At 66.8% G+C, this 14,915-nt stretch carries 15 protein-coding genes and 1 tRNA gene; 6 read left to right on the forward strand and 10 right to left on the reverse strand.

The window, feature by feature from the left end; genetic code table 11:
* Positions 1-6 precede the first annotated feature (6 nt).
* Positions 7-1,722, reverse strand: coding sequence for a calcium-binding protein (locus tag VFA08_13575; GenBank protein ID HYZ14618.1), 1,716 nt, complete (start codon positions 1,720-1,722; stop codon positions 7-9).
* Between the two features lie 171 nt (positions 1,723-1,893).
* A complete protein-coding gene (locus VFA08_13580) occupies positions 1,894-3,522 on the reverse strand; it encodes a sigma-70 family RNA polymerase sigma factor (GenBank protein ID HYZ14619.1) in 1,629 nt (542 codons plus the stop codon).
* Positions 3,523-3,740: 218 nt separating this feature from the next.
* On the opposite strand from VFA08_13580, the gene VFA08_13585 reads away from it, so the two are divergent.
* The 4 genes from VFA08_13585 to VFA08_13600 all read left to right on the forward strand — a co-directional run bounded on the left by VFA08_13585 (position 3,741) and on the right by VFA08_13600 (position 7,037).
* Positions 3,741-4,832, forward strand: a complete 1,092-nt coding sequence (locus VFA08_13585) for a peptidoglycan DD-metalloendopeptidase family protein (GenBank protein HYZ14620.1) — start codon at positions 3,741-3,743, stop codon at positions 4,830-4,832.
* Between the two features lie 57 nt (positions 4,833-4,889).
* Complete coding sequence (locus VFA08_13590) at positions 4,890-5,318, forward strand: OsmC family protein (GenBank protein HYZ14621.1); 429 nt, start codon at positions 4,890-4,892, stop codon at positions 5,316-5,318.
* 70 nt (positions 5,319-5,388) lie between these two features.
* Positions 5,389-5,730, forward strand: coding sequence for a plastocyanin/azurin family copper-binding protein (locus tag VFA08_13595; protein HYZ14622.1), 342 nt, complete (start codon positions 5,389-5,391; stop codon positions 5,728-5,730).
* Between the two features lie 26 nt (positions 5,731-5,756).
* Positions 5,757-7,037 (forward strand): nucleotide disphospho-sugar-binding domain-containing protein, encoded by a 1,281-nt coding sequence (locus tag VFA08_13600; GenBank protein HYZ14623.1) that lies wholly within the window; start codon positions 5,757-5,759, stop codon positions 7,035-7,037.
* 15 nt (positions 7,038-7,052) lie between these two features.
* Here VFA08_13600 and VFA08_13605 read toward each other — a convergent pair whose 3' ends face one another.
* The 5 genes from VFA08_13605 to VFA08_13625 all read right to left on the reverse strand — a co-directional run bounded on the left by VFA08_13605 (position 7,053) and on the right by VFA08_13625 (position 11,372).
* Positions 7,053-7,589 (reverse strand): DoxX family protein, encoded by a 537-nt coding sequence (locus tag VFA08_13605; GenBank protein ID HYZ14624.1) that lies wholly within the window; start codon positions 7,587-7,589, stop codon positions 7,053-7,055.
* A gap of 43 nt (positions 7,590-7,632) precedes the next feature.
* Positions 7,633-8,844 carry an MFS transporter gene (locus tag VFA08_13610; protein ID HYZ14625.1) on the reverse strand — a complete coding sequence of 404 codons (1,212 nt, stop codon included), beginning with the start codon at positions 8,842-8,844 and terminating at the stop codon, positions 7,633-7,635.
* A complete protein-coding gene (locus VFA08_13615) occupies positions 8,844-10,382 on the reverse strand; it encodes an ATP-dependent DNA ligase (GenBank protein HYZ14626.1) in 1,539 nt (512 codons plus the stop codon). The genes VFA08_13610 and VFA08_13615 overlap by 1 nt, the downstream gene beginning before the upstream one ends.
* A gap of 17 nt (positions 10,383-10,399) precedes the next feature.
* Positions 10,400-11,236: an alpha/beta hydrolase gene (locus VFA08_13620; GenBank protein HYZ14627.1), complete on the reverse strand. Its 837-nt coding sequence runs from the start codon at positions 11,234-11,236 to the stop codon at positions 10,400-10,402.
* Between the two features lie 51 nt (positions 11,237-11,287).
* Positions 11,288-11,372 (reverse strand) — tRNA-Leu (locus tag VFA08_13625).
* A gap of 139 nt (positions 11,373-11,511) precedes the next feature.
* Between VFA08_13625 and VFA08_13630 the strand changes: the two genes are divergently transcribed.
* Positions 11,512-12,459: a hypothetical protein gene (locus tag VFA08_13630; protein ID HYZ14628.1), complete on the forward strand. Its 948-nt coding sequence runs from the start codon at positions 11,512-11,514 to the stop codon at positions 12,457-12,459.
* Positions 12,460-12,509: 50 nt separating this feature from the next.
* Here VFA08_13630 and VFA08_13635 read toward each other — a convergent pair whose 3' ends face one another.
* Positions 12,510-12,890, reverse strand: coding sequence for a hypothetical protein (locus VFA08_13635; GenBank protein HYZ14629.1), 381 nt, complete (start codon positions 12,888-12,890; stop codon positions 12,510-12,512).
* 340 nt (positions 12,891-13,230) lie between these two features.
* Positions 13,231-13,728 (reverse strand): RDD family protein, encoded by a 498-nt coding sequence (locus VFA08_13640; protein ID HYZ14630.1) that lies wholly within the window; start codon positions 13,726-13,728, stop codon positions 13,231-13,233.
* A gap of 209 nt (positions 13,729-13,937) precedes the next feature.
* Between VFA08_13640 and VFA08_13645 the strand changes: the two genes are divergently transcribed.
* Positions 13,938-14,531 carry a polymer-forming cytoskeletal protein gene (locus tag VFA08_13645; protein ID HYZ14631.1) on the forward strand — a complete coding sequence of 198 codons (594 nt, stop codon included), beginning with the start codon at positions 13,938-13,940 and terminating at the stop codon, positions 14,529-14,531.
* Positions 14,532-14,608: 77 nt separating this feature from the next.
* On the opposite strand, the gene VFA08_13650 is transcribed toward VFA08_13645, so the two are convergent.
* Entirely contained in the window at positions 14,609-14,914 is a 306-nt protein-coding gene (locus tag VFA08_13650; protein HYZ14632.1) for a hypothetical protein, read from the reverse strand.
* Position 14,915 lies beyond the last annotated feature (1 nt).

Consider the following 14,915-nt stretch of genomic DNA (forward strand, 5'->3'; position numbering starts at 1 on the left):
TTTGGGTCAGTTCTCGCAGCCGGCGACCGAGTCTCTCCCCGGGCCGTCCTTGCAGGTGTCGTTGCCCGGACCGCCCCTGAGGCGATCGTTGCCGGCGCCCCCACGGAGGGTGTCGTTCGCGGCTCCGCCCCGCAGGGCGTCGTTGCCACTGCCTCCTCGGAGGGCATCGTTCCCTCCGCCGCCACGGGAGGCATCGTCGCCGGCCCCGAGTCTGACGGAGTCGTTACCCGTGCCGCCATTGGCGGTGTCGTTCCCGCTTCCGCCGCCGAGCGTGTCGTCGCCGTCGGCTCCTGAGAGGTTGTCGTTACCGCCTCCACCACGAAGCGTGTTGGCAGCGCTGCTCCCGACAAGCGTGTCGTCGTGCGTCGACCCCGTCGCGCTCTCAACCGCGGACAGCGTGTCGGAGCCCTGACCCGAAGCGGTTCCGGCTGACACGTCGACGGTCACCGCGGCGGCAGCTCCCGCATACGCCGCGGTGTCCGAGCCGTTCCCGCCGGTGAGCGTGTCGTTGCCGTCGCCGCCGGTAAGGACATCGTTGCCGTTGGCCCCGTTCAGGACGTTCGTTCCCGTCGTGCCGGTAAGGGTGTCGTTCCCGTTGCCACCGGTAGCGTTCTCCGTGTTCGTGATGGTGTCGGTGCCCGCGCCAACCGTGTTTTGGGCCGTCGCGAGCGAGAGGTTCACGGTGACGGCGGCGTTCGAGCCTGTGTAGCTCACGGTGTCGGTCCCTGCGTCGCCGTTGATCGTGTCGTTCCCGGCACCGCCGATCAGGGTGTCGTCGCCATCCCCGCCCGAGAGGCTGTCGTTACCGGCGCCGCCGTTGACCGTGTCGTTGCCCGCACCGCCGCTGATGGTGTTGTTGATGGTGGAACCGGTCAGTGTGTCCGCCCCGGAGCCGCCGGTGAGGTTCTCGAAGTTCGAGATCGTGTCCGTCCCCGCTCCTCCGGTGTTCTGAGCGGTTGTCGTACCGAGGGTAACGGTGACGGCGCTCGTGACCCCGGCGTATGTCAGCGTGTCGGTACCGGCCCCGCCGTTCATCGTGTCATTGCTGGTGTCGGTGCCGCCGTTGATGGTGTCGTTGCCGTTGCCACCCGTGAGGTTGTCGCCTCCCGCCTGGCCGTTGATCGTCATGGCCGAAGCGAAGGCGCTACCCGTGGTCGGCGTGCCTGCACCTGCACCTGAAACCGTGTCACCCCCGTCACCGGCATTCACGACGAACGTCTCGGTGTCGCTCACGGTGATGTCATTGCTCCCCGTGGCGTCGAGATTGATCGCGGTGCTGCCGAAGACGATGGTATCGGCTGCCGTGTCGCCGGTTATCGTGAGCGTGTCGGTTCCGCCCTCACCGTCAAACGAGAAGTTGATCGCATCGGGCCAGGACGCGGTTCCCGCCTGGCTGATGGTTACTGAGTCGTTGCCATTCGTCCCGACAATGTCGATCGCCGTGATATCGCCCGTGTCGAGAACGATTGCGGCGTCACAAGGAGCGCTGTCGGTGTCGTTCCCGTTGACCCGGATCTCATTGCTGGTCCCAACAGTGAAGGTAAGTGCCTCGCTTGCCGCCATCGTAACGTCGAGATCGGAGGCCGGGGTGTTGTCGCACGTCGCGGCCGAGGCCGGCGGCGCCAACACCAGCATGATCAGCAGGATCGCGGAGGATAGAACGAGGATCGAAGCCAGTCGGCGTCTCGTTTCACCTTCAGTGGGATACCGTCGATCGAACATGCGCTCGTCCCCCTCCCTGCCGAGCTGAGGCGCTAACCCTATTCATCACCTGCAGTTGGGGCAAACCAACGTCCAGTCGGGGCAACCAGTGTCACAGAAGTGGGGCGACCCAATAGACCCCGCCGGAGATCGTCTGGTTCCGACGAAGCGCCGCCGACGCATCGAGACGGTTCAGGCCTCCGACAGCTTCATGCCTACTGAGTACAACGACGTTCCGTCGAGCCAGAACCGAAGTCGCAGTACGAACGTTCCCCCGTGGAGCGGAAGAGTATCCGTGGTCGCGGGGTCGACTGAGGAATCTTGTTGTTCCGCCAGTGCATAGCTCCCCGAGAACTCATACGTGACCCCCTCGCCCTTGGCGCCGCTTACGGAGGTAAGGAATCCCCTCCCGTCGAAGCGATAGGTGCCGTCTGGCGCGTCCACCCATAGCCACAGCCCCGTCATGCCGGACGAGTCGATCATCGAGCCCCAGTACTCCACATGCACCCATTCCGTCCGTGAACCGCCGCTATCCGATCGCGGCGCGACGGCGGTCTCCGAGAAGACCACCTGCTGTCCCGCTCTGCCGGTGACCTTCGACGAGGTCCGCTCGAATTGGCCGGCTCCGAGTCCGACAGTGTCAAAGCTCCAGGCCGGCGGCGGCGGGACCGTTGGGACGGGGTCGGGAGATGGTTCCTGCGTCGGCTCCGGCGACGGCGACTCCGTCGGTACCGGCGAAGGCGTCTCGGAAGTAACCGGCGGTGAAACCGTCGGGCTGGGCTCGACCACCTCCTCCGCCTCGATCACCAACGGCGGGACCAGGGCTTCCTTTGGCGTGGACTTCTCGATCACTCGCTCTCGCTCGGGCTTCGGCTCGATCACCTTGGGTGGCTGTGGCGACGGCTGAACCACAGCAGGCGACGCCGTGGCCCGGGCGCCCTGGCGATCGGCATCTCTATCGTGCTTGGCGATGGCGGTGGCCCCGACCGTCACACCTCCGGCTACGAGCAGGGTCATCCCGGCCGCGATCACCCGCTCGCCGAACCCACTGCTGCTCGTCGTGGCAACGACGCTTTGGGTCGCGGCGGACGTGACCACCTCTGGCACCGCCGTTTGCGCGGCCTGGAAGGTCTGTCCCGCGCGATCCGCCACGCGTCGGACCGTGTCGGCCACTCGCACAAGCCAGAGCAGCGGGAGGAAGGCCACGCCTGCGAGACCGCCGCGCTCGGCCACCTTCTGCATCCACCGCCTTCGGAAGCTCCCCTTCGCCCGGTGGATCAACGCCTTCGCCTGCGAAGAGCTGATCCCCATGGCGGCACCAATGTCGCGATGGGAGCGGCCCTCGAGCTCGCGAAGGATCAGCGCGTGTCGGTGCGTGTCGGGGAGATCGGAAAGCACCGAGAGCACCAGGTCGCGCTGCACCAAGCGCTCGAAGGCCTCCTCGGGCCGGTCCGCCGGGTCGACGTGATCGTGCTCGTCGACGGCATTGTCGTCGTGCACCGGACGCCGGGCTCTCGCGCGGATCATGTCCAGCGAGACGTTGGTCGCAATCCGGGAGATCCATGGCTGGAGCTTGTACCGACCGTTGAACCGGTAGAGGCCCTGGAAGACGCGGATCATCGTCTCCTGGAGGGCTTCCTCCGCGTCGTGCTGATTCGCCAGCAGGCGTCGGCAAACGTGACGAGCGAGCCCGCCATAGCGCTTGTGGATCTCGACGAACGCCTCGGGGTTACCGGCCTGGAAGTCCAGGACGAGCATGCGGTCGTCTAGGGAGTCGTACTCCCCTGTGCCGCGGCGAACGTCGTTGAGCCGAATGACCAAGGTAGGCCTCCATAACGCAACGCCCCGAGCAGCCGGAAAGTTGCGCCGTCGACCCCGAAATCACCCGCCAGCAGGCGGGACGAGCGACTGTATCACCCAGGCGCATCAGTGCCTTCGCCCATATGGTCGATCCACCGGATGGCGACGATCAAACGTTCGAGGCCTAGGGCGTTTCGCCGTAGCGCGGAGACCGGAGAGCGCCGTACAGTTCGCGCTCGATGCGTCGCGCCCGCAACGCACGTCGGTTCGTCGCGGCCGCCTTGGCGGCCGTATTGCTTTTTGGTGCGTCAACGAACGTCGTGTGGGGCGCCGACGACAAGGAGCTGCGCGAGGCGCGGCACGAGCTTCGCGATACCAAGACGAAGATCCGGGCTCGCGAGAAGAAGCTCCGGATCTTTCAGCGAGAGATGAACCGGTTGGCCACGAGCATCTCGCAGAGCCAGGACCAGATCCACGAAGCCGACGAGCGCATGGCCGTGCTCCAGAGCAAGCTCGACCTACTTGAAGCCAGGATGCTCCGGCTCCAAGAGCAGCTCGACGAGCGCAACCGCGAGGTCTACATCCAGGGGCCGGCCGCGCCGGTCATGTACCTGCTCACCGCGTCGTCGGCACAAAATGCCGCAGCGCGGATGTCGTTCCTCACGGAGATGAACCGTCGCGACGAGGTGCTCGCGCGCAAGGTGAACGAGAACGCCGAGCGATTGTCGCGTGCGCGAACCGAGATGGCACGCCTCCAGCGAGCGCGAGAGTTCGCGCTTCAGCAACTCGAGGTCGATCGCGCCGAGCTCCGCGACCGCTTGGCGCGGTCGCGAGAGCTGAGCGCGATGCTGCGACAACGGAAGGACGAGATCCTCGAGCACATCTCGAGCATCCGGCCGTTCGCCGTCTGCCCCATCCAGGGCCCGAACGCGATCGCCGACGACTTCGGCATCTGGGTTCACCGGTCGAAGAAGCGCGGAGGCGACCACATCCATCAGGGCAACGACATGATGTCGCCGATGGGAACGCCGGTGGTGGCGCCGTTCGACGGCATCGCCGAAGCCTCACCGAACAGACTCGGGGGGATGGCCGTCAACGTCTACGGTGAGTACGGCTACGTCTACATGGCCCACAACTCCGCCTACGGCCAGCTCGGACCGGTCGAGGCCGGAGACGTCGTCGCGTACGTCGGCGCCACCGGCAACACCGGCGCGCCGCACGTCCACTTCGAATGGCACCCGTACGAAGGCGACCCTGTCGACCCGACGCTCGAGGCCGACGCGGTCGACCCGCACGAGTTCCTGTTGATGGTCTGCCAGCCCTCGCTCTAACCGGCGCGGCGCATTTCGGTAGGGTCGAACTCTCGACCCACAGATGGGAGGTGCGTCATGCCGGTTCGGACAGCCGACGCCGAGTGGACGGGGACCCTGCGTGAGGGCTCGGGGCACATGCGGTTCGGGGAGGGAGCCTTCGACGGGGCGTACTCCTTCTCATCACGATTCGAGGAAGGATCGGGGACAAACCCCGAGGAACTGATCGCGGCCGCTCACGCCGGGTGCTTCTCCATGAAGCTGTCCGGCGATCTGGGGAGCGCGGGCTTCACGCCCGAGCACATCGCCACCACTGCCCGCGTTCACCTGGACAAGGGGGACTCCGGGTTCACCATCACACGTATTCAGCTCACGAGCGAGGCGTCCGTCCCCGGAATCGATGAGGACCGATTCCAGGAGATCGCCGAGGGGGCCAGGAAGAACTGCCCGATCTCGCTGGCGCTCGGTGCGGTCTCGGAGATCGACCTGACCGCCAAGCTCGTGTGAGACCCCCGGAATCGCGTCGGCACCGACGTCCGTAGTAACCAGTGAATCGACGCCGGGAGGTGGTGTAGTCGTGAAGACCCTGCTCCGTGTCGCCGTGATCGCCGTTTTCGCGTTCGCGCTCGTCGTGCCGACGGCGGCCGCCGAGCAGCCGCTCGGGACGATCGAGACCCACCGGGTCCGGATGGTCGACGGGAACGTCTTCCAGCCGGGGCGCATTAGGATCGCGCGCGGAGATCGCGTGCGATGGGTCAACCGCGCCAGCGTGACGCACACGACGACCTCCAACGGCGGGCAGTGGAACGAGACGCTCCAGCCCGGCGAACGCTACACGCGCCGGTTCCGCCGTGCCGGCACCTTCGGATACAGGTGCACGATCCACGCCGGTATGACCGGGACCATCGTCGTCCGGTGAGGTGATGCGGACGCTGGTCCTCCGCTATGGGTGACCGGCTTACCGTCCTGTTCATGCCCGAGAGCGCCTACGGGCCGACCAACAACTGCGTTGGCATCGGCAAGGTCCTCGAGCGGCGCGGTCATCACGTCGTCTTCGCCGCCGAGGCGTCGTGGAAGGGCCGGCTGGAGCCCCTGGGGTTCGAGGAGGACCTGGTTGACCTGGCACCTCCCGCCGACGAGGAACAGGAGGCAGGCCAATTCTGGACCGACTTCATCACCCAGACCGCGCCGGAGTTCCGCAAACCAACGATCGAGCAACTCCAGACGTTCATCAGGCCGGTGTGGGAGTCACTGATCGACGGCGCGAAGTACTGCGAGTCCCGCCTTCGTGCGATCATCGATCGCACGAAGCCCGACGTGATCGTCGAGGACAACGTGTGTTGCTTCCCGGCGCTCATGACCAGCGGCGCGCCGTGGGTCCGCATCATGAGCTGCAATCCGCTGGAGATGAAGGATCCGGCGCTGCCGCCGACCTTCAGCGGCTACCCCGAGGCGGACCGCTCGGAATGGAACGAGTACCGCGCCGAGTACGAACGGACGCACCGCGAGCTGTGGACGTCGTTCGACGCCTGGGTGAGGGAACAGGCAGCGCCCCCGCTTCCCGACTTGGAGTTCATCCACGAGTCGGCCGCGCTCAACGTGTACCTGTATCCGGAGCTCGCCGACTACCGGCGATCTCAGCCGCTCACGCAAACGTGGCGACGCGTTGATTCGAGCGTGCGCGAGACCGAGGAGCCGTTCGAGGTCCCAAAGTCCCTAGCCAGCGGCGACGGCGCCCTCGTCTACCTGTCGCTCGGCTCACTCGGCTCCGCCGATGTGGAGCTGATGCGTCGACTCGTCGATGTCCTGTCGAGGACGCCGCATCGCTATCTCGTCTCGATGGGACCGCGGGCGGACGAGATCGAGCTGGCCGACAACATGTGGGGCGCAGCACGCGTCCCGCAGACCTCGATCATGCCCCTCGTCGACCTCGTCATCACGCACGGGGGGAACAACACGACTACCGAGGCGTTCCACTTCGGGAAACCGATGATCGTCCTGCCCCTTTTCTGGGATCAGTACGACAACGCGCAGCGAGTCGACGAGCTCTCCTACGGAGCGCGCCTGGATACGTACGCGTTCGAGGACCGCGAGCTTCACGAGGCGATCGACCGTCTGCTCGCCGACACCGCACTGCGCGAGCGGATGGCCAAGGAGGGCCAGGAGATTCGCCGCCGCGACGGAAAAGCTCAAGCGGCGGACCTGATCGAGTCCATCGCCCGCTAGGTGTTTGCACGCTGACTACGCCGCCCGATGATGCTCCTGGGTTGGCAGCTCCTCCGTCGCCGGCTCGGGCCGGACGACGTCCCGCCGAACGGCGAGGCCCACGGCAACGATGATCCCCACGCCGAGCGCCGCGACGGCCGCGACGCGGCCGTTCCAGCCGATCCCCAGCGCGTTGTCGAGAGAGAAGCGGCCCGGGGCCACCGCCGCTGCCAAGGACGCGACGATGTAGACGAGAGGAAGCTCCACCCCTCCATCCGCGTTCCACAAGCCCTTGGGGGCGTGCACGACCAGAATCGCGCTCACCATCACGCCCACGATCAGCGAGGTGCCGACGGGCGTCAGAAGACCGAGCAAGAGGAGCGCACCGCCGATGGTCTCGGCAAGCCCGAGAACGATCGCCACGGTCTTGGGTGGGTAGTACCGAAGCGAGCCGACGAGCTCGGCCGTACCCTGGCGCCCGTCCCCGCCGAACCAGCCGAACAGCTTTCGTGTCCCGTGCCCGATGAACAGCGTCCCTACCACGATCCTCAACAGCAGCATTCCGACGGACATGCCTCACCTCCTGGGTGGGAGGGTTACCCGGCCGGGAGGAGGGCTACGCCTCGATTTCAGCGACCCGAGGTTGCTCATCCGGCGCAACCCCGCGCACTGGGCGGCCGAGGCCGGTCGCGATCACCAGCACGAGTCCGACCGCGGCGACCACCGCACCTGCCAGGAAGGTTCCGCTCCGGCCGATCGCGGCCGCCACGAAGCCGAGCGTCGCGGGGCCGAGCCCGAACGCCAGATCCAAGAATGCGCTCGTCGTACCCATGACCGCGCCGCGCTCAACGGCCTCGACTGAGTTTGCCGCCAGCGCGAACAGCGCCGGCGTGAACAGTGCCACGCCCACCCCGAGCACGGCCGCGCCGATCACGAGCCCGGCGGGCTCTCGCCAAAGCCCCACGATTGCCAGGCCGATAGAGGAGAGGACCAGCGCGATCCGCGATGCGCGCGACGCCCCGAGTCGATCCGGGATCCGTGCGCCGACGCTCCGGATCAAGACGACGATCCCGGAGAACAGCCCGAGGACGAGGCCGGCCCCACTCATCCCCAGGTCCAGCGCGTAGAGCGGTACGAACGCCAGAAACCCGGCCATCCCCCAGATCGCAGTGAGCAGCACGAACCCCGGGAGGAGCCCAGCGGGATGGATCAGACGCGGTCTTCTTGGCGCCGTCGCGTGTGCCGGCGTCATCGATGGCAGGCGAGACGCGAGCGCCGCGGCAACGGCGGCCAGCCCGATCGCGACGAGCCAGGCCGCGCGAAAACCGAGCCACCCGATCACGGCCTCCCCGATGAGCGGACCCACACCGATCCCGAGGTAGAGCGCGAGCGACGCGAAGCTCATCGCCTCCCCCCGGCGCTCCGGCGGGGCGAGATCGAGGTTGGCGCTGACGGCGCCGACGAAGAAGAACGCCTCACCGGCGCCGGTCAAAAGGCGCATCGCGACCAGCGCCGGAACTGACGTGGCGAAGAGGTAGCCGGCGACGGACAGGGCGAAGATCGACGCCCCGACGACCATCAAGATGCGGCGTCCACGACGATCGGCTTGCCGACCCGCCCACGGCCGGAGAAAGAACGCGGTAAGGCTGAAAGCTCCGACCACGAGCCCCACGGCGACATTGCCGCCGCCGAGCGGTCCCTCGACGTAGCGCGGCAGCGCCGGCAGCAGCACGCCGTCGGCGGTGAAGTAGGCGAGCTCGGCCGCGGCCACCGTGAGGAACGTGCGCGTCAGGAGCGTCGGCTTGTCGGCTCGTTTCGTCGTCGACATCACGTGCCTCGGGGATGGCCGTCGTGGATGGCGCGAACGGTGTCGATCGTGTCGGCGTCTTCGGGCCGCTTGTCGGGCCGATAGCCCTTCACCCGCGCGAACCGGAGAGCTAGGCCGCCGGGATATCGACTGCTCGTCTGGAGGCCGTCGAAGGCGACCTCGACGACGACCTCGGGGCGCACGTAGACGGTGTAGTCGTCGCGACCCGTCTCGATCGTCAGGAACCGCTCCGTCTGCCAGGCGAGCATCTCGTCCGTCATTCCCTTGAACGTCTTGCCGAGGATCACGAACCCGCGGGATTCCGGATCCCGAGCGCCGAGATGCAAGTTGCTCAGCCACCCGCGTCGGCGACCGTGGCCCCACTCTGCGGCGAGCACAACGAGATCGAGCGTGTTGGCGCGTTTCACCTTCAGCCAGCCCGCGCCGCGGCGCCCGGCCTCGTAAGGCGCGTCGAGTGCTTTGACCATGACGCCTTCGTGTCCGTGGGCCAGCGCGTCATCGAGGAACGGTTCGGCCTGCGCGTCGGTCTCCGCGACGATCCTCGGCACGCGAACGTCAGCCGGCAACCGGGCATCGAGGACCTCGAACCGGTCACGCGCCGGCCGGTCGATCAGATCCTCGCCGTCGATGTGCAGGCAGTCGAAGAAGAAGGTGGACAGCGGCGTCGTCGCGCGTTGCCGGTCGACGTCGAGCCTGCTGGCGAACCTGCTCATCGAGACCTGGAACCGATGTGGTCGTCCATCCGACCGGAGGGCGATCGCCTCGCCGTCCAGGATCGTCGACCGCATACCGAGGCGTCCGACGGCATCGACGACCTCCGGCACCCGGTCGGTCGCGTCGGCGAGGTTCCGAGTGAACGCACGGACCTCGCGGTCCAACACGTGAACCTGGAGACGCGCCCCATCGAGCTTCCACTCGACGGCCGCCGGGTGAACACGCCGCATCGCATCGTCGATGCCGTCCGCGGTTTGCGCGAGCATCGGTTGAACGGGATGCATCACGCCCAGCCGGAAACCCGCAAGCCCTGCCGATCCGTCGGCGAGCGCGGCCGCCGCCACCGGCCCGAGATCTCCCGCAACCATGAGCGCTCGTCGGACCTCGGACACGGGTACGTTGGCCGCCCTGGCGACGGCCTCGACCATCACCCCTTCGAGGGCGCCCTGCCGCAGCTCCCCGAGCAGCAGGCCTACCAGGAACCGCCGTTCCGGCTCGGTCGAACGAGCGAACAACTCGGCAATCTCGCGGCGACGCGCCGCTTGACTGCCCTTGCCGGTCGCCGCGGCGACATGTGCGAACGCGGCGTCGACGTCGAGCAGCTCGATGGTCGGCGTCGCCGCCGGCTCCGGAAGATCGCGGAGTGAAGCCCATCCGACGCCGATCGTTCCGTTCGGCAGCTGCCCCGATAGATAGGCAACCGCGACGGGAACCTCGTCCGGTCGGAGCCGTCGTAGGCAATCGGCTATGAGGTCGATCTTCGCCCGGCGTCCCGAGGTCGCGGCGAGCGCCGTCGACGTCCGAGCGATGTCATCGAGAAGCATGCTCTTCGAGCGGAATCTCAGCCCGGCGGCCGACGGCGCCGTTCGACCTCGTCGAGGAACTCGAGCACCACGCTATTGAATCGCTCAGGCTCTTCCAGGTGGATCATGTGGGCAACATTGGGGAACTCCACGAGCCGTGCGTCGGTCACCGACCTGGCCAGATGGTGCCCCGCCTCGACCTCGGCCGGCGCGTCGACGGCTCCGACCATCACGAGCGTTGGGACGTCCACCTGATCGAGGCGCTCGACAGCCGGTGGGTCGAGGCGTTGCGGCTTCCCCTCGACCTTTTCCTGCTTGTACGTCGTCAAGATCCATTCGTGGACTGTGCGACGGACGTCGGGGTCGACGCGCGTGCTCGATTGCCCCCAGCCATCGACCCACACTCGCGTCTCCAGTTCCGCGAGCCGGTCCCAGTCCTTGTCGTTCCATAGCCGTTCCATCTCGTCCCAGGGTGGCGGTTCGGTTCCCGCGGGCGGTTCCCACTCGAACCCGCTGATCCCGCCGGCGACGCTGATCAACGCGTCGACGCGGTCGGGACGATCGATCGCCATGTCGAGCGCGATGCTTCCTCCACGCGACTGACCGATGACGTAAGCGGATCCGGCGCCGAGATGGTCGAGCACCGCGACGGCGTCATCGCCGTTCGTGAATTCCACGTCCTCTGTCTCGGTGCGCCCGAACCCGCGCGTGTCGTACCGGATGACCTGGTAGCGCGTCGCGAACGCTGGCACGTTGCCGTCCCACATTCGCAAGCTGCCCAGCCCACCGTGGATCAGCAGCAGCGGACGGCCGGCTCCCTCGACCTCGTAGTAGATCTTCGCGGTGGCGAGCTCGACCGTTCCCGACTGGCGCACGGGCCGATCTTAGGCGGAGAGGACCCGGAGCGGACGCTCGGCGATGGTCGGTGCCCGGGGTGGGACTCGAACCCACACGTCCTTTCGGACCGGTGCTTTTAAGGCACCTCCGTCTCGCCTGTTCCGGCACCCGGGCCGAGCTCAGAATAGCCGTCAGCTCCCCCGGAATTCGGGCTCGTGGGCCGGTAGCAGGCCGGCACGAAAATGTTTGAACCGCCCGCGGGTCGCGCCGATAATCCCTAAACCAGGGCCACGGCCCTCCCGAAGGACGCATGATGGCCGAACTCAAGCGCAGGCTCTTTGGCGGTTACACCTCGGAGAGCGTCGAGGAGGTGCTCTCCGAGAAGGAAGAACTGCTCGACGGCGCCTCGAAGGACGCCAGCGTGACGGAGCAGCTGGAGAGCGTGTCGTCCCAGCTGGCCGAGACGCAGGGTCGGCTCGCGGAGCTCGAGAGCCAGCTCGCGGCCGCTCAGGAGCTCTCTACGTCGCTGACCGCGGATCTCCAGGGATCAGTTGCTCAGCGCGAGTCCTTGGAAGCCGAGGTTCTCCCCCTGCGCAACGAGCTCGAGGAATTGCGCAACGCGCAAGCGGAACGCCTGGCGACCGCCGAGGTGCCGGGGAGCGATGAGTCGTTGCAACGGGCCCTCGACGAGGCTGCCGAGTACAAGGCAACGGTGATCGCCCAGCAGCAACGCATGACCGAACTCGAACACCTCGTCGAAGGCTATCGGGAGCTGATCGAGAGCGAAACGCCAATCGCGGCGCCGGCCAAACCGAGCGAGGAGGAGCGGCCCACCCCGAAGACCGCGAGCGAGCTGGCCGCAGTGATCGAGGTCGCCGAACAGGCGGTCGCGAACATCCTTGATTCCACTCGGGTCCGTGCGGACGAGGAGCTCCGCGCCGTCGACGTCGAGAGAGAGCGGATCGAGCGGGACATCGAATCGATGACGTCATGGCGAGATCGAGCCGCGCCGATGATCGCCTCGCTGCAAGCCGCCCTGGACGAAATCAAGATTCAAGCACTGGAGATCGGCCGAGGTATCGACGACGCCCTTCGCCCGGTCGCGACCGCCGTCGACGGCCTCACCGCACAGTTGGCGTCCCTGGACGACCTCGCTCGAGCACCTGTTGAGTCGACGGAGACCCCGGCTCCATCCGAGGACGACGGCGTGACGGTGATCCCGGAGGACCCCCCACCGAACCCCGACGTCCAGGACGGGTAGCCACCTCGGAGTGCCCGGGCGGCCCTCAGGCGCTCAAGCGCAATCGCAGGTCAGGCGGCGATGCCGAGGATCGACTCTGCCGCGCGCATCGACGCGAGCAAGGCGTCACGATCGCCGTGCCTCGCTCCTTCGGCGCCTCTGTCCAAGACGTCGGCCACCTCCCACGCCTTGATCTCGGCTTCGCCGAACTCGATGCGGTCGTCAGAACGCGCCGCCTCGAACAGCATCTCGAAGGTCGCCTGCAGGTAGAGGTCGATCAGGGCGACGACTCGCTCGGACTCCTTCGCCGCAGGCAGCAGGGACTCGCGCAGCGCCGCGAGCACCTGGTCTCCGCGGGCCAAGAGCGCGACGCGGGCCTGCTCGGGGTCAGACTGCGCCAGCTTCAACATGGCCGAGACCGAATCCGCGAACACGGTGCCTCGGTTGGTCATGCGCCTCCTCCCCGCGAAACTCGGCCCATCGCCGGCTATCCGGGCTGAACCTCCCTATCCTCCAGACGGGGGTCGGCTCCGGCCATCGGCCGATAGTCCATTTCCTCAGAATGAGTCCCCCGACGGGCTTCCGGGCCATGCGGGCAGGGGAGGACGTTCGAAAGGGTTGGCCGGGAGCGGACAGCCTCGACCACGACTCGCGAGCGCCCGGTGGACGGAGTGTGTGAGAGCGGGAAAGCCTTTGGGGCCAGGCGGGGAGGCTAGGCGGCTATCGGCTGGGCCTCGGGGGCTATGCCGCTCGCTGGATTCCCTCTCAACGAGCCCGTGGCTCGCCGGGGGCTCAGGACGAGGGCGCGGAGCTGTCGGGCGTGGCAACCACCACGATGGTCTCGGCGGTCCGGTCGCCCAGTCGCTGCATGGTCGATGAGTTCGAGATAGCCACCGCTCCAACGAGGTAGGGGACGACGTACGGAAACGCGTCCAGAAATCTCATCAGGTTGCGGATCAGCGTGGCTTCCGCGGTCACCTGGCTCCCGTCTTCCATGACCACGCGGAGCCCCCTGGCACGCTTGCCGATGGAGGCCCCGTACCTCACTTCCATCAGCATCATGTAGACGAGCCACAGGACTGTCGCCATGAGGATCGGAGGGCCGCTGAACTTGATCCAGAGGAGCCCGTTCGACGAGCTGATGCCTCCAAAAAGGATTGCGAGCGGAACGGCCGCGGCGAGCCAAACGAGCGCGTCGATCCCCAGCGCCTTCGCCCGCTCTTGGAGAGTCGCGTACTCGGGAGTTGGAAGCTCCGGCGGGGGGACGAATTTCAGGCGGGGGGTCCCCACGAAACTTGGTGCACCTCGGTGCGCGCCGGGGTCCTCGTTTAGATCCATTCGCACCCTGTCCTCGCGACCACGTACGCTGCAATACCGCTTGGCAGAGCCATCGGACCACGCGACCCGAATCTTTAGGGCGTGATCGTTCCCTAAAGGGTGAGAGCGGGAAGGACGATGCCCGAGCAGACGAGCAAAGCCCGACGTCAGGAGACTGAGCGATGTTGAGGCGACGAGACCCGCAGGACGGACAGGATCTGGACGAGCCGGACGAACCCGGAATCAGGGAAACCCTCGGCCCTCAGATGACCGTGGTGGGACGTGGGACCCAGCTGGAGGGAACCCTGTTGTCAGCCGAGTCGATCCGCATCGACGGAGAGGCCAGGGGGACGATCGCCGCGCGAGGCGACGTGATCCTCTCTTCTCACAGCCACGTAGAGGCCGATATCCGGGCCGAGAACGTGGTGATGGGTGGAGAGCTCAGGGGCAATATCCGTGCGCGAACGAGGACCGAGCTGGCCGCCGGTGGCCGGCTGGTGGGGAAGATCCGATCGAAGCTCTTGGTGGTGAGAGAGGGTGCCCAGTTCTCCGGCCAGTCGAGCGTAGACCTCCACGACGCCCCAGACGAGACAGGGGGGTCTGCGTTGCCGGAAGACGAGCTGTGGAATGCGTATGAACAGGCGACACGCCGAGCCGCCGACTGGTACAAGGCGAAACTCGATGGATCGTCCGCCGAGCCGGAGGACGAGCGCGACCTAAGCCCCGTACTTCCGGTCTTCCAGGCGGTCGAGACCAGTCCACATCGGCGCGACTGAGGGCCACGCGGAGAAATAACAAAGAGAACCGGCCCCGTAGGGGGCCGGTTCTTCTCTGAAGTCTCTCCGATTGGGGCCTAGTGGTTGTGCTTCCGAGCGGGTGAGGTGTCGACCAAACAGACGTCAACACCGCTGTTCGGCGTGAACTTCGGAGCTTTCGCCCGGTACTTGCCCTCCTTGTCCTTAACCTTCTTCTTGTAGGACCCGCTCGCAGATGTTGTCGTACTGCCCACGGTCTTCCAGTTGCCGGACTTCCTTCGCTGGATCTTGACGGGAACGCCCGACACGCACGCGGTGAACGTGTCTCCCACGGTGACCTTCCCTCGAGCGACGAGGTGCTTCTTCAGACTGAGCGTGACGCTTCTCGTATGAGGTGTGCTCACC

It is taken from the genome of Actinomycetota bacterium (genome assembly GCA_035640355.1).
Lineage (GTDB): Bacteria > Actinomycetota > UBA4738 > UBA4738 > HRBIN12 > CALGFI01.